Annotated in this window: 24 protein-coding genes and 2 tRNA genes; 9 read left to right on the forward strand and 17 right to left on the reverse strand. The window is 52.1% G+C overall.

The genetic code is table 11. From position 1 onward, the window contains the following. Positions 1-538 precede the first annotated feature (538 nt). A complete protein-coding gene (locus tag LPA02S_RS11905) occupies positions 539-1,237 on the forward strand; it encodes a LysM peptidoglycan-binding domain-containing protein (protein WP_420835963.1) in 699 nt (232 codons plus the stop codon). Positions 1,238-1,465: 228 nt separating this feature from the next. Next, the gene (gene sstT, locus LPA02S_RS00600; protein ID WP_056956481.1) at positions 1,466-2,770 is read left to right on the forward strand and encodes a serine/threonine transporter SstT; all 1,305 of its coding nucleotides are present in this window, start codon (positions 1,466-1,468) and stop codon (positions 2,768-2,770) included. Positions 2,771-2,823: 53 nt separating this feature from the next. Here sstT and LPA02S_RS00605 read toward each other — a convergent pair whose 3' ends face one another. The 3 genes from LPA02S_RS00605 to LPA02S_RS00610 all read right to left on the reverse strand — a co-directional run bounded on the left by LPA02S_RS00605 (position 2,824) and on the right by LPA02S_RS00610 (position 3,570). Continuing rightward, on the reverse strand, positions 2,824-3,096 hold the full coding sequence (locus tag LPA02S_RS00605) for a hypothetical protein (protein WP_054648467.1): 273 nt from the start codon (positions 3,094-3,096) through the stop codon (positions 2,824-2,826). Between the two features lie 116 nt (positions 3,097-3,212). Further along, positions 3,213-3,356 (reverse strand): hypothetical protein, encoded by a 144-nt coding sequence (locus tag LPA02S_RS11580; protein WP_156301957.1) that lies wholly within the window; start codon positions 3,354-3,356, stop codon positions 3,213-3,215. Next, positions 3,349-3,570 (reverse strand): hypothetical protein, encoded by a 222-nt coding sequence (locus LPA02S_RS00610; protein ID WP_054648465.1) that lies wholly within the window; start codon positions 3,568-3,570, stop codon positions 3,349-3,351. Before LPA02S_RS00610 ends, LPA02S_RS11580 begins: the two co-directional genes overlap by 8 nt. A 236-nt stretch (positions 3,571-3,806) precedes the next feature. Here LPA02S_RS00610 and LPA02S_RS00615 point away from each other — a divergent pair, with 236 nt between their 5' ends. Then, complete coding sequence (locus LPA02S_RS00615) at positions 3,807-4,799, forward strand: aldo/keto reductase (RefSeq protein WP_054648463.1); 993 nt, start codon at positions 3,807-3,809, stop codon at positions 4,797-4,799. Between the two features lie 78 nt (positions 4,800-4,877). On the opposite strand, the gene LPA02S_RS00620 is transcribed toward LPA02S_RS00615, so the two are convergent. Together LPA02S_RS00620 and LPA02S_RS00625 are read right to left on the reverse strand one after the other, a co-directional pair. After that, positions 4,878-5,234, reverse strand: coding sequence for a hypothetical protein (locus LPA02S_RS00620; protein ID WP_056956480.1), 357 nt, complete (start codon positions 5,232-5,234; stop codon positions 4,878-4,880). A gap of 96 nt (positions 5,235-5,330) precedes the next feature. Beyond that, entirely contained in the window at positions 5,331-5,981 is a 651-nt protein-coding gene (locus tag LPA02S_RS00625; protein WP_056956479.1) for an HAD family hydrolase, read from the reverse strand. A gap of 219 nt (positions 5,982-6,200) precedes the next feature. On the opposite strand from LPA02S_RS00625, the gene LPA02S_RS00630 reads away from it, so the two are divergent. From LPA02S_RS00630 to LPA02S_RS00645, 4 genes are all read left to right on the forward strand, one after another. After that, complete coding sequence (locus LPA02S_RS00630; protein ID WP_056956478.1) at positions 6,201-6,647, forward strand: MarR family winged helix-turn-helix transcriptional regulator; 447 nt, start codon at positions 6,201-6,203, stop codon at positions 6,645-6,647. A gap of 209 nt (positions 6,648-6,856) precedes the next feature. Beyond that, positions 6,857-7,756: an ABC transporter ATP-binding protein gene (locus LPA02S_RS00635; RefSeq protein ID WP_056956477.1), complete on the forward strand. Its 900-nt coding sequence runs from the start codon at positions 6,857-6,859 to the stop codon at positions 7,754-7,756. After that, positions 7,749-8,990, forward strand: a complete 1,242-nt coding sequence (locus LPA02S_RS00640) for an ABC transporter permease (RefSeq protein WP_056956476.1) — start codon at positions 7,749-7,751, stop codon at positions 8,988-8,990. Before LPA02S_RS00635 ends, LPA02S_RS00640 begins: the two co-directional genes overlap by 8 nt. 69 nt (positions 8,991-9,059) lie before the next feature. Then, positions 9,060-9,611 (forward strand): TIGR01440 family protein, encoded by a 552-nt coding sequence (locus LPA02S_RS00645; RefSeq protein WP_056956475.1) that lies wholly within the window; start codon positions 9,060-9,062, stop codon positions 9,609-9,611. Between the two features lie 119 nt (positions 9,612-9,730). Here LPA02S_RS00645 and LPA02S_RS00650 read toward each other — a convergent pair. From LPA02S_RS00650 to LPA02S_RS00665, 4 genes are all read right to left on the reverse strand, one after another. Then, positions 9,731-9,803: transfer RNA gene (locus LPA02S_RS00650), tRNA-Lys, on the reverse strand. 115 nt (positions 9,804-9,918) lie between these two features. Beyond that, positions 9,919-10,281 carry a hypothetical protein gene (locus LPA02S_RS00655; RefSeq protein ID WP_054648457.1) on the reverse strand — a complete coding sequence of 121 codons (363 nt, stop codon included), beginning with the start codon at positions 10,279-10,281 and terminating at the stop codon, positions 9,919-9,921. Next, positions 10,259-10,711, reverse strand: coding sequence for a hypothetical protein (locus LPA02S_RS00660; RefSeq protein WP_054648455.1), 453 nt, complete (start codon positions 10,709-10,711; stop codon positions 10,259-10,261). The genes LPA02S_RS00655 and LPA02S_RS00660 overlap by 23 nt, the downstream gene beginning before the upstream one ends. Before the next feature lie 154 nt (positions 10,712-10,865). Next, positions 10,866-11,882, reverse strand: a complete 1,017-nt coding sequence (locus LPA02S_RS00665) for a Gfo/Idh/MocA family oxidoreductase (protein ID WP_054648453.1) — start codon at positions 11,880-11,882, stop codon at positions 10,866-10,868. Between the two features lie 219 nt (positions 11,883-12,101). Between LPA02S_RS00665 and LPA02S_RS00670 the strand changes: the two genes are divergently transcribed. Then, positions 12,102-12,968, forward strand: a complete 867-nt coding sequence (locus LPA02S_RS00670; RefSeq protein ID WP_054648451.1) for a DegV family protein — start codon at positions 12,102-12,104, stop codon at positions 12,966-12,968. A 188-nt stretch (positions 12,969-13,156) separates the two neighbouring features. Here the strand turns inward: LPA02S_RS00670 and LPA02S_RS00675 are convergent, their stop codons facing one another. From LPA02S_RS00675 to LPA02S_RS00695, 5 genes are all read right to left on the reverse strand, one after another. Beyond that, positions 13,157-13,555, reverse strand: a complete 399-nt coding sequence (locus LPA02S_RS00675) for a DUF3021 domain-containing protein (RefSeq protein ID WP_054648449.1) — start codon at positions 13,553-13,555, stop codon at positions 13,157-13,159. A 2-nt stretch (positions 13,556-13,557) separates the two neighbouring features. Beyond that, on the reverse strand, positions 13,558-14,016 hold the full coding sequence (locus LPA02S_RS00680) for a LytTR family DNA-binding domain-containing protein (RefSeq protein WP_056956474.1): 459 nt from the start codon (positions 14,014-14,016) through the stop codon (positions 13,558-13,560). An 18-nt stretch (positions 14,017-14,034) separates the two neighbouring features. Beyond that, the gene (locus LPA02S_RS00685) at positions 14,035-14,904 is read right to left on the reverse strand and encodes an ABC transporter permease (RefSeq protein ID WP_054648445.1); all 870 of its coding nucleotides are present in this window, start codon (positions 14,902-14,904) and stop codon (positions 14,035-14,037) included. Beyond that, positions 14,904-15,764, reverse strand: coding sequence for an ABC transporter ATP-binding protein (locus LPA02S_RS00690; RefSeq protein ID WP_054648443.1), 861 nt, complete (start codon positions 15,762-15,764; stop codon positions 14,904-14,906). Before LPA02S_RS00690 ends, LPA02S_RS00685 begins: the two co-directional genes overlap by 1 nt. Before the next feature lie 675 nt (positions 15,765-16,439). Next, positions 16,440-17,858: a nicotinate phosphoribosyltransferase gene (locus tag LPA02S_RS00695; protein WP_056956473.1), complete on the reverse strand. Its 1,419-nt coding sequence runs from the start codon at positions 17,856-17,858 to the stop codon at positions 16,440-16,442. Between the two features lie 142 nt (positions 17,859-18,000). Between LPA02S_RS00695 and LPA02S_RS00700 the strand changes: the two genes are divergently transcribed. Beyond that, positions 18,001-18,507 (forward strand): transcription repressor NadR, encoded by a 507-nt coding sequence (locus LPA02S_RS00700; RefSeq protein ID WP_054648441.1) that lies wholly within the window; start codon positions 18,001-18,003, stop codon positions 18,505-18,507. A gap of 46 nt (positions 18,508-18,553) precedes the next feature. On the opposite strand, the gene LPA02S_RS00705 is transcribed toward LPA02S_RS00700, so the two are convergent. From LPA02S_RS00705 to LPA02S_RS00715, 3 genes are all read right to left on the reverse strand, one after another. After that, entirely contained in the window at positions 18,554-19,234 is a 681-nt protein-coding gene (locus LPA02S_RS00705) for an EAL domain-containing protein (protein ID WP_054648439.1), read from the reverse strand. A gap of 157 nt (positions 19,235-19,391) precedes the next feature. After that, a complete protein-coding gene (locus LPA02S_RS00710) occupies positions 19,392-19,721 on the reverse strand; it encodes a hypothetical protein (protein WP_054648437.1) in 330 nt (109 codons plus the stop codon). A 68-nt stretch (positions 19,722-19,789) separates the two neighbouring features. Further along, a tRNA-Lys gene (locus tag LPA02S_RS00715) sits at positions 19,790-19,862 on the reverse strand. Between the last annotated feature and the right edge of the window lie 256 nt (positions 19,863-20,118).

Below are 20,118 nucleotides of genomic sequence, written 5' to 3' on the forward strand. Positions count from 1 at the left end.
TTATCTGCACGTCATGCCTCAATTGACCGCTCACCGTCCATTACTCACCGGCACTTTCCAGTCTTTAACCACAAATACACGTGCAATATTGACGTAATATGACTAAAATGTTGCCAATTTACACGTTTATTTTGCACATAAAACGATGATTTGCTCATGAATTCGGTTACGAAAAAAAGTAACACCCGTTTCTTTGCATTTAGGTTACAACGTTGCAAAAAAACCGTGATTTGTAACCTCTTTGCTGTTTGCGTGACACAACCAGAAGCTATACTTGCAAACAGTTGATAGACAAAGTCAAAGAAATTAGGAGTGAATAGTTATCAAAGCAGCTCATATGAAATGGATCGTTTCCGCAGCGTTTGCAATTGTTCCCGCAACATTGTTAGCACAGCAGAACAATGTGCACGCCGCAACTACCACTGACAATAACACCATCACGGTTCAGTCCGGGGACACCCTGTCCCAGCTGGCTGAAACCCACAACACAACTGTTAGCCAGCTAGTTAACGCTAACAGCATTAAGGATGCTAACTTCATCCTGACTGGTCAGAAGCTACAGTTGGCTAGTGCCGCTGCCAGCGCTGCTAGTTCAGCGGCCACCACTAACGTGACCAGCTACACCGTTCAGAGTGGCGACACACTGAGCGCAATCGCTGCGAAGTTCAACGTGACCCTGGCTAACCTGATTAGCTACAACAACATCAGCAACCCTAACTTGATCACTGTTGGCCAGCAGCTGAGCCTAGTCCCAACTGCTACGAGCGCCGCTTCTAGCGCAGCCTCAAGTGCCGCTACTAGTGCTGCCCCGTCGTCTGCCGCTAGCTCTGTAGCTAGTTCCGCAGCCCCTGCTAGCTCCGCAGCAACTACTGCCACGAGCACTGCAGCTTCCAGCGCAGCAGCAACCACGACTACGACCACCTCGACCACAACCACCAACAGTAGCTCGACTACTACGACTACTAGTGGTAGCGCCCGGACCATGAAGCTGAGTTTTTACGACCCAGCAGTCCTAGGTTCTGACCTCGGCTACGGCGGTGTCGCGGCTAACCTCTCCGTTTACCCAAAGGGGACGCAGCTGAAGATTACCCTGTCTAACGGTACTGTTTGGTACCGGACCGTTAATGATACCGGTTCGTTTGCCTACAGCAACCCTAACCAGCTGGATGTAGCTATGCCAAGTAGCCAGATTCCATCTGCCGGTATTCTGACCGCAACCGTTGAAGTTGTCGGCTAATTAACCAAATAGAATTACCCTAAAACACGGCCACGGCCGTGTTTTTTTGTGTCCAGAAGCCTACTACTGCGCGACCCACCACCGCAATCCGCACTAACCAATCCAACTTTCTGAAATTAATCTGTGATTACCACTAGACAACCATGAGCCAGTCAGGCATAATGGTCACATATCAAAAACACGTGTCTTTGTTTTATAGACAAAACGAGGATATTTGGAGGGATTGCGATGTTTCAACGTTATAAGAGTGTGCCGCTCATCATGCGGATCATCGTCGGTATCATTATTGGGGCCATTCTGGGGCTAACGGTACCATCATGGACCTTTATCAACCTATTTGGGGACCTGTTCGTGGGTGCCCTGAAGGCCATTGCCCCACTGCTGGTATTTATGTTGATTCTGTCAGCAATTTCTAAATACGAGTCCGGTGCCAAGAACCACTTTAGCTCCGTGGTGTTACTGTACGCCGGTGCAACGTTGATTGCTGCACTTGCCGCCGTGGGTGCATCATACATCTTCAAGATTCACCTCATTTTCCCCCAAGCCACCAAAATCGCCGCGAAGGCCCCGCAGGATCTGGGCAGTGTCATCAGCAACTTGCTCACTAGCGCGGTCAGCAACCCCATCGCGGCCATCGTGAATGCAAGCTACCTCACCATCTTGTTCTGGGGTCTAGTAATCGGCTTCGGACTCCGTCACGCCCACAAAGGTACCAAGCAAGTCATTGCCGACTTTGCCCAGACCATCGAGCGTGCCGCCCAATTTATCATCGAATTTGCACCGTTCGGGATTGTCGGTCTGCTGCACAACTCAATTGCTACCACGGGCCTCTCCGGTATCGCCCGTTATGGTCAGCTGGTGCTCCTGCTAGTCGGAACCATGGCGTTCACCTACCTCGTCGTGTATTCAGCCATGGTGTTCCTCATGACGCACCAGAACCCATTTCCACTCGTTTTCTGGACACTCAAGGTGTCTGGCGTGCCCGCCTTCTTTACCCGCAGTTCGGCCGTCAACATTCCCATCAACCTGCAGGCGTGTGCGGATTTGGGACTGAACGAAAAGTCGTACGCGGTTTCCATCGCCCTAGGTGGGACGGCCAATAGTGGTGGTGCAGCCATCACCGTGTCCATCATGACGCTGGCTGCGGCGAACACCCTTGGCCTCCACGTGTCGTTCCCGCTAGCGCTGCTTCTATGTATCCTCAGCGCCGTTTCGGCTACCGGGTCGTCAGGTATCGCCGGGGGATCGCTGCTCCTCATCCCGATGGCGGCCAGCCTCTTTGGTATCAGCAACGATATTGCTATGCAAGTTGTTGCCATCGGCTTCATTATCGGGGTTATCCAGGACTCCGTTGAAACCGCGGTTAACTCCGCTTCCGACCTCCTCTTCACGGCAACCGCTGAGTACCACGACCTGATGAAGGAAGGCCATCCTGTGGATATTAGCGCCGCGATCAAGCGCGCTAACCACCAGCGGGCCCAGGTAACGGACAAAGACGCACAGGCTCCCGCAGCAGCCGATTTAACGGAATAGCGGCACACTAAAACGCCCCGGACGTATTGTCCGGGGCGTTTTGATATGCCTAATTACTTTGATTTCTTAGAGTTCAGATTCTCGTTATCAAACGTGCCGTCCTGATTCCGCATTGAACTGGCGGTCCGGAAGGCCTTGTATACCCGGTGGAACCGGTTATCCATGGACAGCAGGCGTAGTAGTGCAAAGACGGTGATGCAAATGACCACACCCGTGACCATCGGTACCTGAACCTTCTTTGCCAGTGCGTTAGCTGCAATTACCACTACCGCCCAGAATAAGTACGCGTTGTGCCGTTGCTTAGCCGTTAATTGCTTTGCTGCCATATGTGTTGACCTCCTGACGAATGCTTTCTCGATAAACCAATTATAGCGCAAAGTAACCGCTAACAAAAGCATAAAATCAACATTTACGAACAACTACGCACAAATTCATGCGACGATCACGCACGGCCAACCACCCAGCACACAACCAGCCCAATGACGACCACCACCACCGCGACAATGGGGTACGCACTCAGCCATAGCATCGTGGCCACTACCGCCGTGACCAGCAGAACCAGTAAAATTACCAAAAAGTCAGTCATCGTCCATCACCTCGTGGCGCGCACAGCCCGACAGACCGTAGCGCTCAATATCGTCAGTGGTCAACTTACAAGCGTCAATCGCCTCAGGACGGCCCACCAAGAAGCTTTGGGTCAGAATGCAGAGTTCCCCATCTTCGACCGCATACAGTGCCTGGAAGGGTGCCGGTAGCTTACCTGGCACCACCCGTTTTAATTGTTCACTCGTTGCGTCCATGTGGCATCCGCTCCCTAATATCAGAACATACTTTTATTATAATATGCCAGAGAGTTATGAAGTAGCATTGACGAAAAGTTCACAAAATTTACACAGTCATTGATATTTGCTTAAAACGATAATGACGGCATTCCCGTTACACGCGCAAAAAATTTAAGACTAAATCATCGCAAAAGTTGTAAGCCTTACCAACGTTTTATGGTACATTGTTGGTGAACAAGAAAGGATGATTTTTTATGTACAAGGCCGATGAACAACGGTACGACCACTGCGAACCCCGTCCGGCTGGTAATAGCGGACTAGTGCTACCACCCGTATCCCTAGGTTTATGGCACCACTTCAGCTCGGCCGATCCTTACGCGGACCGGCGCGACCTCATTCTCAACGCGTTCGACCGTGGCGTTTTCCACTTTGACGTGGCTAATCACTACGGAGACAACGAGGAGGGCTCCAGTGAAGCTTTGCTCGGCCAGGTACTTGGCAGCGACCTGCGTCCCTACCGTGACGAATTAGTCATCGCGACGAAGGTCGGTTACGAGATTCACCCGGGCCCGTTTGGGGATGGTACCTCACGCAAAGCCGTACTGCAGGGTATTGACGACTCACTCCGGCGTCTACAGCTGGACTACGTGGACATCTTCTACGCGCACCGCTTTGATGACACCGTCCCACTAGAAGAAACCGTCCGCGCACTGGACAGCGTGGTTCGGTCTGGCAAAGCCCTATACATTGGTGTATCCAACTTTGAGACCGCGCAAGCGCAAGCGGCCATCAAGATGTTTAAGGACTTAGGAACGCCGTTTGTCCTTGACCAGATGAGTTACAACGTCTTCAACCGTAACGTTGAGGAAACCGGGCTCCTGGACGCACTACGCGCTGGGGGCGCCGGTGTGATTGCGTACGGTCCCCTGGCGGAAGGACTACTTAGCGACCGGTATCTCGGCGGCATTCCCGCAGACTTCCCGATTCATCCGACCAACAAGCACATCTTTGCTCACGGTCTTGATGCCGCAACGAAGAAACTCAATGACCTCAACGACATCGCGTCAGGACGTCACCAGACGCTCGCACAGATGGCTTTGGCCTGGTTACTACACGATCCCGTGGTGGCTAGCGTAATTATCGGTACGACGAGCTTGGACCACCTGGAGGACAACCTCAAAGCGGTCGACAATAGTCAGTTCAGTGCTGACGAACTCGCCGCGATTGACCAGATCGTCAAGTCGTAATTACTTAATTAAATGGACCCCAAAAGAGCCGAGACGTTCAATTACGCGTCACGGCTCTTTACGTATACAAATAGTAATTTAGAAGAAGTGTGCATACACCATCAGCAGGGCCACCAAATTCACCACGGCCATGCCCCATGGCAACCACATCCGCACCTTGCTGATACCGCGCCCAATGACGCCATCAATACCCGCAATGACAATCATCATAATGCTGACCGCAGCCAGGTAGGCCAAATTGTGGAACGTAAATACACCACAACAAATTAGGGCAATTGCCACACTCCGCGAAAAGCTGTACAACGCGTTGTTCCGCGCCGCAGAACCATCATTGGGAGCAGACATCAGCGCCAAACTGGCATAACCCAGGCTAATAATGCTACTAATCGCCGTAATGGCGGCACAAATCGTATAAAAGATAAATAACCCCTCCACGTCGACTACATCACGTATGTCCGTTATACCCACCGCATGTAATCAAGATTGTAGTGCTACCACGATTTTACACTAATGTTCGCCGTGGAATACAGATTATTTTGCGTCACGCGTGAGTCCCTTCAGTTTAGTGAGTACCGCCGCCATATCTGGCAGAATCGCATCGGCCTGTGATTGGTCGATGACGTACTTGCGCGGCTTAATTGCCCAGGTTTCCATCTTGGCGCTCTCAGCAGCCCTAATGCCGTTAACACTATCTTCCAGCACTACGCACTCGGTTGGTTTGAGACCCAGGCGCTGCGCCACCGTAGTGTAAATTTCCGGATCCGGCTTGTTGTGTGTCAGCTTCTCACCGTACTCAACCAAGTCAAAGTAACCCTTCAGCTGGCACTGCTCCAACATTCGGTTAATGTGGGCGGTGACCCCTGCGGACGCCAACGCAATGCTGTACCCGTTAATCTGTAGGTACTCCAGAACGTCCTTGACCCCAGGATTAAGCAAGGGGGCAAAGTTCACGGGGTGCTTAGCTTCATACTGTGTAAACTGTGCTTGCGCGTTTTCACGCTGGTCCTTGTCGGGGAATAGCTGCACCCAGCCTTCCTTGTCGCCCAGTCCGAGGTAATCACTCATCTGGACGTTCTGTGGGGACAACCCCAATTTGTGGAAGAAGTTCATGCGCCGGTCAAAGTAGTACTGCTCACTATCGACCAAAACGCCGTCCATATCGAAAATAACAGCTTTCTTCATCGTGCTACCCCCGTATAATGTGTTTTTGCACCACTAGCGAAAGCGGTTAACCCCACACTACAATAGGTCATGGCGTATTTCAAGCGCTTTCAGTTTTATTTCCCGGGAAATGTTTTTACTCTGGAATCGTTTTGACCCAGATGTACGAGCATCCTAAACTCCCCGCTCACAAAACTGGTATGATAAGCGTATAAGCACGCACCACCAGGAGGAATCATTGTGCCAGAGAACACCTTTCCGGGCGACTTTGCCCAAAGCTTTTCCATTATCCACCGCGCCTTCCAGCGCGACGTATTACCCCAATACAAAGAAATGGGCCTAAACGCAACCAGTGCGTACATCCTGCTACTGCTGCATCAACAAGGCGATAGCAGCCAGAACGAACTGGCGCGCACTCTCGTCATCAACAAGGGTCAAATTGCCCACGAAGTACGCCGGCTCCACACTGACGGTTACGTTTCCCAGACCCAGTCGACCGATAACCGGACCACCAACATTATCCACATCACCGATGATGGGCAGGCCATCATTCCTCAGATTATTAGCATTCGCAACCGCTGGTGGCAGGAGCGGCTCGATAATAATCAGATTGATCCCAATAATTCCTTTAAGGACACACTGAACGTGCTGATGACCGAACTGAAAAAACAGCACCAACAATCATAGGCAAATAAGGTCACGATCTCGAATCGTGGCCTTTTCTGTACCGCTACGACCACACAAACAACAGCAGCGCTTGGGAATGCCAAAGAAATTACAATTGTGTAAGCGATAACCATGCCGTCTTTATAAGATAAATCGGCGTTTACATAACGATTCATCGGTGATATTGTTCATATGTGTACATACATAATCGCACCAAGGGAGGCGTAACCATGCTAGAACTATCCGGTGTATCCAAACGCTTTGGGTCACAACAGGCCGTTGACAATGTTAGTTTGACGGTTGCTCCGGGTGAAATACTGGGACTGATTGGTCAAAACGGGGCGGGTAAAACCACCACCTTTAGAATGATTCTGGACTTTTTACGGCCCGAAACTGGTACCGTCACGTGGAGCGGCCAGCCAATGACCAAAATCGACCACGACTTCATCGGCTACTTGCCGGAAGAACGTGGGTTATACCCGAAGTTGACCATCGACGAGCAGATCCAGTTCTTTGGTCAACTCCACGGTATGAGCCGCAAAGCCGTACAAAACGCGTTGCCGGAGTGGTTAGACCGGTTCGACGTTAAGGGTAAACGGACCGACAAGGTTAAAGACCTGTCCAAGGGTAATCAGCAAAAGGTCCAGCTGATTGCCGCCCTAATTTTCATGCCGAAACTCGTGATTCTTGACGAGCCTTTTTCCGGCCTGGATCCTGTGAACGCTAGCCTGTTGGAAGCCGGCGTACGCTTCATGCAATCAAGTGGTTCAGCAATTATTTTTTCAAGTCATGACATGCACAACGTTGAGTCGCTATCCGATCGCCTAGTAATGCTCAAAAACGGCCGGGAGGTGCTTACGGGTACCATTCCTGACATTCAGGCGCAATACGGCGAAACGCGTATCCACCTCAAACAACCCGCGGTATCGGCCCAAGCAATTACCCAGTTACCAGGTGTTGTTGCGATGCACCAGCAGGGTGACGAATTTGACCTCGAACTAGACGACCCGGCCCGCGGTCGAGAGGTCTTTCAGGCGGTCACGCAGGGTGAGTACATCACTGGTTTCAGTCAACACGCGCCCTCCCTCGACGAGATATTCCGCATGAAAGTAGGTGACGACAATGCGTAAGCTTAAACTCATTGCGGGCATGGTGTTCCGCAAAAACTTCCGGAGTTTCTCCTGGTGGTCGTTGGTCCTCACCCCTTTGCTGGCAGTAGCCATTATTGGCGGCATCAAGTGGTATATGAACCAAACCCACGAAACCGCAACTGTGGTAGTCGTCGCACCCCAAAGTATCGGCGCATCATTGCACGCCGCGTCAAATGATGACGTCACCTACAAAGTCGTCCCTACCAGCAAGCGGGGACAAAAAGAATTGAAGGCCAAAGATGCTGATGCGCTACTGGTGATCCCGAATTCGGGGGCAGCTAGTGCCAAACTGTACACACGCGACGACGGTAACAACGTCAGCAAAACTGCAATTACCACGACGCTATCAGGACTCAATACTATTAGCACTGCTCAAAAACTGGGTCTATCTTCTGCCCAACTAGCCCAGCTAACCAAGCCAACGCGGCTAAGCAGCAAGAGCGTCAGTTTCAAGGCCAACAAGATGGTTATTGCGAGCGGCAAAAGCGATACCCTTAAAACTATTCTGTCATTAGCGGTCGGCGCGCTAATGTACGTCTTTCTCCTGAGCTATGGGGGCATTATTTCCCAGGAAATAGCCACCGAAAAAGGGTCGCGCATTGAGGAGTCAATCCTCACCGCCATCAGGGCCTCGACCCAGTTTTACGGCAAATTGTTGGGCGTGGCGGCCCTCCTTGCGGTACAGCTTGGCTTTTATGCCGTCTTTGCTGCCCTCGCCTGGATGCTGCGCGATCACGTGCCCGCAATTAGTCAACTAATCAACGGCATCAATTGGGGAGCGATTGGTTGGCCGTTCGTTCTCAGCATGCTGGCCTTCTTTGCAATCGGCATTATTAGCTACACCATCCTGGCGGCGCTATGCGGCTCACTTGTTAGTAATCAGGAGCAAGCCGGCATGGCATTGCAACCCGTACTGTACCTCGGGATGATTGGCTACTTTGCCGCCATTAACGTTAGCAGCGGTAGCGGCCCCATCCTGAAGGTCTTCAGCTACATTCCGTTTATCAGTCCGTTGGTCATGCCCGCGCGTTTTGGCGTTGACCAAGTGGGAATCAGCGCCGTGCTGATTGCCGTTATTATTAACGTCATTTTCCTTGCCGGGTTTACCTGGTTCAGCGCACGCGCATACCGCGCGAACGTGTTAGTTTACAGTGATAGTGGCCTGATGAACGCGTTCAAAAAGAGTCTCACGCTGAGCAAACACACTAAGTAGATGCCAGTTAGTTCGTCCCTACACCGTTAAGTGCTGCTTTGGGATACAATAGCCTCAGAGGTGATCAGAATGTTATCCCAGACTGCAATAGAAACCCAGCTCAAACAAACCCTGGACGAAGTACTCGCCGCGGCGCGACTACACCCCGGCGACCTCTTTGTCCTCGGATGTACCACCAGCGAGGTGGTCGGCGGCGCCATTGGCAAGGCCTCAAGTCCCGAGGTTGGCGATTGGATAGTCACTACCTTATTAGAGACGTTACGACCGCTAGGCGTGCATCTGGCCGTGCAGGGCTGCGAGCACATTAACCGTGCGTGCGCAATTGAGCGCAGTGTGGCTATTACCCGTGGCTACGAAATCGTCAACGTGGTCCCCGCACTGCATGCCGGTGGCTCGTGCTCTATGGCGGCATTCAAGCTGTTTGACGACCCCGTTGAGGTTGAACACATTAGCGCACAGGCCGGCCTGGATATCGGCGACACGAGCATTGGTATGCACGTACAGTTTGTCCAGGTACCTGTCCGGCCAAGTAACAACGAGCTCGGCGGTGCCCACGTAACTGCGCTACGTTCACGGCCAAAATATATTGGTGGCGAGCGCGCACAGTACCGCCAGCTATAAACCACAATAGGCGTGCCAGACCATCAATTCAGGTCTGGCACGCCTATTATCGTACCGACGGCGCACAAATTGGCGGCAACAAAAAACCGCCGGACATTTCTGCTCGACGGTTACTATTCTGGGTGGTCAGGGGATCGAACCCTGGACCCACGGATTAAGAGTCCGTTGCTCTGCCAGCTGAGCTAACCACCCATACTGCTACTGTCGCCTTGACGACTTAAATATATTATCATGCATACCAACGCCACGCAAGGGTTTTGCGGTATTTTGTCAACAATAACACGCCCAATTGTTTCTCCACCCACCACTATAAACCCTGTCGCGCCCGCCAATCCGTTAGCCGTTGAACCATTAGCTGGTATTCCCGCTTAAACCGATTGTGGTATAAATCCGCATAATACATTACGCCGGCCAACGTTTGTTGCCGTGTAGCCAAAGGGATGGGGATAAATTTATCCGTTGGTGGCACTAACGCGGCATCGACGACTTTGCCCAACACCAACTGCGCCGTTGACGCCGCGTCCATAATGTACAAGGACAGTACGTAGCCACTGACCGCCGGAGGAGTGTCGAGCGTAGTGATCATCGCCGTGTACTTGGCCAACACCGCATTTTCCGCCAGGTACGCCACCTCCGTGACGGCGTCATCAGCCTGCTGCCGCTCTGTCATCGTCAACACCCCCTCGGTCAACGTCGCCCTCTAGCGTAATCCAAATATGGCGGATATCATCAATGGCGACCCGTCGATCATTAATGTAGACATCATTTTCTTGGTAGCCCTGCACCATACCGCTAAACATGTCGTCCAGCTGCCCGTTCGTGTCGACGTGGCGCGTTTGCACCGTCACGGCCCGCCCGTTACGGTAACCCGCATCCAACACGCGTGTGACCGCGTGCACATCCTGTTCCGGCAAGCGCTGCTCTGGATGTAGGTACCGCTCATGCTGCTTGTTGAGCGCGCTGGTGTGGTCGCTGAGGTAGTACCCCTGCCACTTCTTCATCCCCCGATCACGGTATTGGTGCGCAAAGAAGTCCTGCACCACGCCCGGTGTTGCGCCCGTGTACATATCCGGTAATCCGTACCGCCGCTGCTTAGCCATGATGACCACCCCCGTAATTTGTTGACTTAATTATACGAACATATGTTCGCATCGTCAAGCTCACTTTGCTGGTCATATCCGGAACATCCGTTCTTTACGCAAAAAGAGCCGGTACGTTTTTACGCGTCCCGGCCTCACTTGCATGCTGCATCAATTATTCACACTGCTTAATGCCCGTTTCCAGCATCTCAATCTGCTGAATCGTTTCCTCATCGCGCACACCTTTGTCCGCGCCCTGCGTCAAAGTCGCGTATATGCCTGCGTACACACGGCTGTAGTCCCCCTTCACCGTGGGCACCTTCTCCTCGTGATACTGGTCATCATCGTCATAGTACGCCAGCGTACCGTAATCCTCAGGTTGATCGAGCCCAAAGTCATCGTGGTCCGGCATGTAGAAGTGCTTCAGGTCCACTTCTTGCCGGTCCATGGCGGCCTTCGTAAACACACCGCGTTGACCGTACACAACAAAACTTGGCCGCGCCTGCACGCGGAAATAGCTGGACGCCACGCGCACCTTCACGCGTCCGTAGTACATATCGATATCAAAGTAATCGTTCATGCGGCCGGGCCCTAGCAACTGACGAACGTCATAGTGGGTGCGGTCGGGGCACCCAAAGTAGCTCAGGATTTGGTCAAGCGTGTGGCACCCGTGCCCGTACAAGAAGCTGTCAATCCGGCTAAAACTGGTGGCCTGCTCCGGTACGTACGGACGGTAATAGTCGTAATTCGACTCCACCTCAAAGAGGTCGCCGAGAACGCCACTTTCGATCACCTTTTGCACGGTGAGCCAATCAGAGTCAAAGCGGCGGTTCTGGTAGCACTGAATAAACAGGCCGCGTTCGTGCGCCAAAGCAAACAGTTCACGCGCCTGCGCGGAGGTTTCCGTAAACGGCTTTTCCACCAACACGTTTTTGCCGTGTTCCAGCACGTCTTTGGCCGTCGTGTAATGGTACCGACTCGGTGTGGTCACAACCACCAGGTCGATACTATCGTCACCGTAGATATCATTGAGGTCGGTAGTGTAGTGCACACCATCAATCGGTTGCCACCGCATTCGGCCGCTGGGTGAGTAAATCGTTTTGACGTGAAATTGATCTGGTAATTGCAAGATAAACGGTAAATGGTAACGGTTGGCACTCTTACCATTACCAATATAAGCAACGTTTAACATAGTTATTCCTCCCATATGTAGCAACATTACGCAGCACGAGGCGCGTCAGCCACCCTGTGCACGTATCGCTTACTTGAATTTGTAATCGTTACCACTAGCATAGCCCAAAGTATCCGTGACGCCAATATATTTACCGTTAAATCGTGCGTCAGGGTTGGACAGCCCCCACCTTTGCATGTAGACTAACAGGTGACGTTGTCGCCGAGAAGAGGTTGCCCAATGAAGATTGCAATTGTTACCGACAGTACCGCCTACATCACGCCCGAACAGATTGGGGACCTCCCCATCCGCGTAGCCACCACACCCGTTATTATTGACGGCACCACGTATAACGAGGGCGTCGACATTACGACCGCTGAATACTATGAGCGCCTCAAGGATGCAAAGGAGTTTCCGCACACCTCGCAGCCGCGGCTCGGCGACGTGATTGATATTCACCAACAGTTGCTCGACGAAGGGTACGATACCGTGATCGATATCTACCTGTCCGCAACCATCTCCGGCATTAACGGTACCATCAGCGCGATGGCGCGTGACAATCATGATCAGCACATCGTCGTGTACGATTCACAGATTACCGTCATCCTGATGGGCGAAATGGTCCTTACGGCCGGCCGGATGGCGCAGGCTGGTGCCAGTGTCGACGACATCATCCGTCAGCTGGACGTACTGCGCGCCTCAACGGGCGAGTACTTTATCGTCAACGACCTGCAACACCTTGTACGGGGTGGCCGTCTAAGCAACACGGCGGGCCTGCTGGGCAGTATGTTACGCATTAAGCCGCTACTCACGTTTGATAACGATACGCATAAAATTGTGGTGGCCGAAAAAATTCGCACCCTCCCCCGCGCCTACCACCGGGTTGAGGAACTGTTCACTCAGGCCCTCGACCAGGCGGACTACCCGCTCCGGGCGTGGGTAATTGACGGCAACGACCCCGAGTCCGGGAACGCATGGCAACACGATTTGCAGCGACAGTTCCCCGGAGTCCGCATTGAGCGCTCCTACTTTGGGCCCGCCATTGGCACACACTTAGGTGCCAAGGCCATCGCCCTTGCGTGGATGCGTGACCTGGGTAACGACTAACTAAACAAAGTCACAAAAAAACCGCACCAAGCCTGTGCTCACGCCGATTCACGACGATTACAAAGACCTTGTGCGGTTTAATTAACTTTGTCGTTGATATTGCCCAACACTATATAATATTTGATTATCAAAAAATCGTGCGACTTCCAGACGAAAGCGCACGATTTTTTGGTGTAATCGACAATAGCCTACTTACCCTTCAGCTTCTGTCGCCGCTGCACAATTGCCGCGTTGATTCGCTGAACTTGCACAGCATGTTGTACGCGAATGATTATCCAAAATGCAACGTAAAGGACCACGAACACAATCCAAAATGACGGTGCCAGCAACCAACCATTGAATCCCATCATGATTGTTACAAGTAATAATGTCCCGACAAAATGAATTCCTAGTTCCGCGAGCCACGGCAGGGCGTCACTCTCAAATACCAACGAGATCCAGCCAATGCCGGCACTCATGACGAGAATACTAATGATGTTGGCAGTGGTCGGCATCGTGGTTTGAACCTTGAATAGTAGCACCAAAACGTACGCGAAGGAACCGAAGCCGATACCAGTAATGGTGTTGCGGGCAATTTTCTTCACCATAGTTACACCTCCAAGCGCTGCAGCAATTCTTTGACGTACTTACGGCTGATCTCGGTCTTCGTCCCGTTAGTTAGTCGCGCCGACATGCTCCCGGAGAAGCTATCTGCCAGTGATAACAAATGGTCAAGATTCAATGCGGCATGCTTAGAAACCTGGACAAGGCTTGAGTTCGCTGCTCGACCCAGGAAGTGGCTGAGGGTTTCATTAGTGGTAACGATGCCCGCGCTGGTCGTGAGCAGAAGCTGGCCATCAACCAAGTCAGCCAGGATGATTGTCCCCGGACGGATCATCAAAATCTGATCATCGCTTTTCACCGGCAAAATCGTGGGGGCCGTCACGTGGTAATGGTCAATGTAACTCATTAGTGCCTGTATCTCCGGGCCCTTAGTCGCAGCCTGTACAATCACGATTGGCTCGTCCGCAACAATGTGTGGATTTTCTTCAAAACGGCTTTGAACCATAGCTGGCTCCTTTCGCGCCTATGCCGTCAGCTGACGACGCTGCCGTCCGGCAATCAGCTGCGGTATTAGGGTTAAGGCCGTAGCCAGAACCAAGGCTACAATCACTATATTCAAAGTTTCTTGACGGGTCAACAATCCATCCCAATCGAGGCGGACACCCAGCAGTTTCTCGAAATGGTGTTGTGTCGATAAGTGATCGCCAAAAGCGCTGGCTAGTTGGTCATTCATCAGCACTTGTCGATTCAAAGAGGCAATGTAACTACCAGGGGTGACTTTGATCAACTTCTGAGCAAAATCGGGCAGCTTCCCAATCGGAATCAGTCCGCCAACTAAGAAGCCAGCGCCGGTGCCAATCACCGTCGACAGACTGGCCAGACTACTCATGGACCTCACAAAGTTAATGACGACAGCATTAATCGCTGCGGACAGTATTGCATTGAGTAGCATCAAAGCTAGCAGCAGACCCGTCTGTTCCCACGTGATGCTCAGGTTATCTTGCATATGGAAATAACCGAGCATTATGGCGAACATGATTATTTGCATCAACACGCCAATTAAACTAGCACCGGCCAAGTAACTGATCATGAGCTGGGTATCGCTAATATCGGTTTGTAACAGGTCCTGACGTACTTGCGATTCACGGTCGGAGACAACTTGAGTTAGACCGGCTAACGTTGTGGTGATTCCAGTAATTGCCAGTGTGCCACCAATCAACCATTGATCGAGTAGGACGTCACTACCCGGATACGACTGCCAGCTAGATTGAATCATGTTTTTCAAAAAGACTAGGTACAATACAAACGCAATCATCGCCCCCATCAGTGAAAATAGTACTCGAGAATGATTACGAAAATACAGCAGTAAATCGCGTTGAACTAAGGCTATCATTAGCGCACCTCCTTGCCAGTCAATGCAACGAAAGCATCGTTCATCGTTCCTGGACGGAATTGAAAGTTTTGGATGAGCGTCTGGTTCTTCGTCAGCAGTTTCAAGGCTTCCTGTGCCGTTCTAATTTCAAAAATGAAGTCGCCGTTTTCAACCGTGAAAGTGTGTTGGACGAGTTGAGCCCGCAACTGTTCGCTATCGACCGGCGTAATTCTTAGCTGGTTCGGCGCATATTTAACCTTAATGGCGGCAGCGGTCCCGTGGGCAATCACACGACCTTGGTCAACGACGAACACACTGTCTGCGGAGTCCGCTTCGTCCAAGTAGTGAGTTGTCAGCACGATGGTCAGCCGGTGTTTTGCCTGTAAGTCATGCAGCAACGTCCAGATAGCGTTACGTGTCTGAATATCCAATCCGGTTGTCGGCTCATCAAGATATAAAATATCCGGCTCGTTAAGTAAAGCTCGGGCAATATCAACGCGGCGCTTCTGACCACCGGATAGCGTGTGATAGCGCTGCTTGGTAAATGCCGACAAGCCGAGTTGCTCGATTAACTGTTCGATTTTGCCAGTTTTTACGTGCCTGTATTGCCGGGCACGTATTGCCAAGTTTTCTTGCACAGACAAATTGGCATCAAGCACGCTGGTTTGGAATACAATTCCGACTTTGGTGTCTGGGGCGTACGTAATCGTGCCGGTACTGGGCGTAAGGTTCCCCGTCAGCATGCCCATGGTGGTCGATTTACCGGCGCCATTTGGACCCAGAATGGCAGTGAAGCTACCACGTGTGATTTCGAGATTCAACCCGTTCACGGCCACGTGGCTACCGTAAGCTTTTGTAAGATTTTGGGCTGTTAGTAACATGATTTTGTGCCTCCACAGTTGATGGTCACAGCGTATCAATTACTTGCAAAACTGTACGCAAAAAGCCGGTTAGAGGTCCTATACGACCTCTAACCGGTCAAATAGCTGCAGTGAAATACATGACTTGCTGGTAAGGCGTGGTGCAACCTGGATCGTGCCGGAAGATACGGCTGATTGTCGCGTATTTTTATAGTGGTGGCCGCGTTATTATGCTCGGGAAAGCATACCTTAGTGGTGATTTTACGCGAGCAGGCAAAATAAAAAAGCCGACAAATCGTTGTTTGTCAGCTTAGCAGTGTTTCGCGCGAAACACTGCTCAACTTAAATTAAGTGCAAAACAAAAGTGACACCAAAGCCAATCAGGATAACACCGAAAAAGCCACCGCTCCACAGCGCCATCAAGCTAAACGGTGGCGTACTAGCGTCACCACTGGTTTGGTTTGTATACCCCTAAAGTAACGCCACGCTAAGAACAGCTGCGCGCAGCCCGCTATAATTGCTAGAATCCCGCATATTGTCTCAACCATAATCACGTACCCCCAGTACTTAAACCACAAAGTCCGCGTGGTATCTTAACCCCAGTCTCCAAAGCTACTTTTTACACCCTAATAGTAGCACCAAAAATTGGGGGGCAATAAGTATAACAATAATTATCGTCAAAACTAAGCTACCACTTTATCCCCGTAATTCCTGCAACATGCTCGTCTGCAACGCGGCCAACTGCGGGGCCAAGTATACATGGTAAGTATCCGGGTTGACCAGCCGCAAAACGGGCTGTGGTAACTCCCCAAGCCACCCACGGCTGCGTCGTTGCACGTCAAAGACATTCACGTGTCCATCATCTGACATGACGGGTCGTAGCAACGGCCGCGCCACGTAGTCCGTCAGCGTCACCTGCTTGTGCGTACTGAGCGGGTCGCTATTTACCACCGTGAGCGGATGGCCGCCCACCGTTTCATCCGCCAACGCAATGACGTCCGCAAAGGCGGCGCCGGTATCCGGCCGGTAAAGCCGGTACACCTGCTTGCGACCCGGCAACGTGACTTTGGCCTTACTGGCACTCAGCTTGATTTTGGGCGTCACGTGCCCATTCTGCTCAATGGCCGCCAACTTGTACACCCCACTTAACACCGGCGACGACGAGCTGGTAATCAACTCTTCGCCCACACCAAAGTTATCGAGCGGTGCGCCCTCCTGCAGCAACGCGGTAATGATCTGCTCGTTCAGAGCATTGGACGCGGTGATCTTGGCATCCGGAAAGCCCGCATCGTCGAGCATTGCCCGGGCGGCTTTGGCTAACGCCGTAATGTCACCGGAGTCAATCCGAATACCGACCGGCTGATGGCCGGCCGCCGCCAACTCCCTAAAGACGGTGATGGCGTTCGGCACGCCTGACCCGAGCACGTCATAAGTATCAACCAACAACGCGCTGTTATCCGGATACACCCGGGCCCACGCACGAAATGCGTCGAGCTCGCTAGCGAACGACTCCACCCAACTGTGGGCCATGGTGCCGGCAACCGGAATACCAAATTCCTGCGCCGCCAAAACGTTGGAGGTGCTACCACAACCACCAATGACGGCGGCACGGGTGCCATAAACCGCACTATCGGGCCCCTGCGCCCGCCGTGCACCAAATTCCATCACCGGACGACCACCGGCAGCAAAATTAATTCGGCGGGATTTAGTTGCAATCAGCGACTGATGATTTAATATATTTAGTACCAGGGTCTCTAACATTTGCACCTGGTCGATGGGCCCGGTGATGGTTAGCAGAGGTTCTCGGGGAAAAACGGGCATCCCCTCGGGTACGGCCTGAACAGTACAATCGAGCTTAATCGTGCTTAGCGATTGTAGGAACGCCTCACTATACAGGTGTAATCCCCGCAGATAGTCAAGGTCCTCCTGGTCAAAGTGGAAGTTGTCCAGCGCCTGAACTACCTGTTGTAGGCCTGCCGCCACAACAAAACTGCCGTGATCCGGCACCTGCCGAAAGAACACGTCAAACGTCGCTCGGGTCGGCGGCAACTCACTTTGGAACCCATTTGCCATTGAGTACTCGTACAAATCAGTTAGTAAAGTTAGATTACGCATACAACCATCCTTTTCTAATGGTGTCTTGACACCTTTGGCTACTGGTCGTAATTGTACCACTAATTGTTAGGCATCGTTACGTATACCTACATACAAAAACAATATTTGCGTTGCTATTAAGCACGCACGGAGGAAATTAATCATGAATAAAACGGACCGTCGTACCTTCATTCAGGGGCTCATCAGTAACGCGAGCGAGCCCATTAGTGCCACCCAGATCGCCCGCCGCATGGGTGTTAGCCGCCAAACCATCGTTGGGGATGTGGCTTTACTACGCGCCCGCGGCGAAGACATCATTGCCACGCCCGCTGGCTACCAGTACAACCACGTGGACGCCAATGAGGTACTGCTAGTTTGCCGCCACCTACCTGCCGACACGGCCGACGAGATGGGTCGCATCGTTGCCCTCGGCGGGATCGTCCGGGACGTTATCGTCGACCACCCGCTGTACGGCGTTCTGCGCGGTGAACTCAATATCAGCACGCCGGGTGACATTAAACTATTCGTCGCTAAGATGGCCGCGCAAAAGGGCCACCTCCTGTCCGAACTGACTAGCGGCATCCACACCCACACCATCCTGTACCAAGACGAGGAGCAGCTGGAGGCGATTCGGGCCTCACTGCGGGAAGCGGGCTACTTATACGAGTAAATGCAAAGGGGACCATACCAACGCGGTATGATCCCCTTCTCATTACCTATTCCGGGTCGCTAGGTCTAATCTTCAGCAGGTGTGGCCGCCCATAGTAATAGCCCTGGCGGTACTCGACCCCAAGCTGGTCGGCAATAGTATCGTCTTGTTGATCCTCAATGCCCTCCAGTACAAAGCGGAGGTGGTGCTGCTTTGCGACCTCCGCCCAGTACTTAATACGCTGACGGACCACAGGATTGGTTAATCCCTGATCAAAATTCTGTAGGGCAAACTTAATCTCCCGCGCAAACGGCAACAACGGTATCGCGGTTGTTGCCGTGTTCTCACCGCAATCAACGTCATCCAGACTAATATCAATGCCGCGGTCATAAAACTGCTTAAAGACGCGTTGGACGGCTGAAACTGGTATCTGGGTCGCCGACCGATCCTCGGTGACTTCCACAATAATGCGCAACGGCCGCACCTGGTTCTGCACGGCGACAATCGCGGCCCCAATCTGCGGCTTGACTAACTGTTCGCGGTTCAAGTTAACCGCGACATAGTTCATTTTCAACGACAGTCGGTCAGCGACTTTGAGTAGCTCATCCGCGATAATACGGGCCGGAATACGACTAAAGTCTGCCGGTGGGCGCCAACCATCGGTAGTGTATTCCTTCATAAACAGCTCATAGCCAGTGACCGCAACGTTAAACTTGCTGATTTGCGGCTGGACAAAGTAACGAAACATCAGGCGACCTCCACGTCACACCCACGTCGGACGGGATTGACCAGGGGTAACCACCGCGTTACGTGCAACTAACCCAATTTTACCGGGCTTGCACCATTTAGTAAACGGCAAAGTGGTTATCGCCGCTAACTAGACGGTCTGTGGCGCCACCCCCAGATTAGTCGCGACGCAGCCGGCGTGCCATCGCCATGTAGCGCGTTCTCAGCTCTATCGGGGTCTGTGCGTCCAGGAAGTACGTGTGTGGGCCCACGCGAAAGCCAATTACGGGACTCACATACATGGATAATTGCATCTGTGATGTAGGCGCAACCTGAGCAATGCCCCCGGTAGCGCGAGACTGCGGTTGTGTTGTACTTGCCACATTATTATTGCCACCCAATTGAGCACGACCACTGGCTAGTACCTCCGTACCGGTAGATGGACGCGTGACGTCACGAAAGTCACGGTATAGCAGGCGGTGCGTTTTGTAGCGTAGTCGTTTCTTCATTGGGACCCCCTAGCAAACTTTAATGGTGATAAAAAACCGGCATCCCCTCGGGATACCGGTTACGATTCTGGGTGGTCAGGGGATCGAACCCTGGACCCACGGATTAAGAGTCCGTTGCTCTGCCAGCTGAGCTAACCACCCATATTGCTGTACGTCGTGTTCACGACTTAAATATATTATCATTATCCTGCATACCAATCAAGGGTTGCACCCACTTTTGTCACCAAAATAACTCACTCTCCGTATCGCTTAACAAATATGTGTATATCTACAAGTAGTTACCCAGACCCGCCATTGTATGTTTTCTTGTGTTGTTGACATCCATCACTAGGCGTGCTGGTGTGCGAATGACAATTAACCAATATGCGCGACTGTGGTTCTGGCCGGTGCGGGGGCC

It is taken from the genome of Lacticaseibacillus pantheris DSM 15945 = JCM 12539 = NBRC 106106 (genome assembly GCF_001591865.1).
GTDB lineage: Bacteria > Bacillota > Bacilli > Lactobacillales > Lactobacillaceae > Lacticaseibacillus > Lacticaseibacillus pantheris.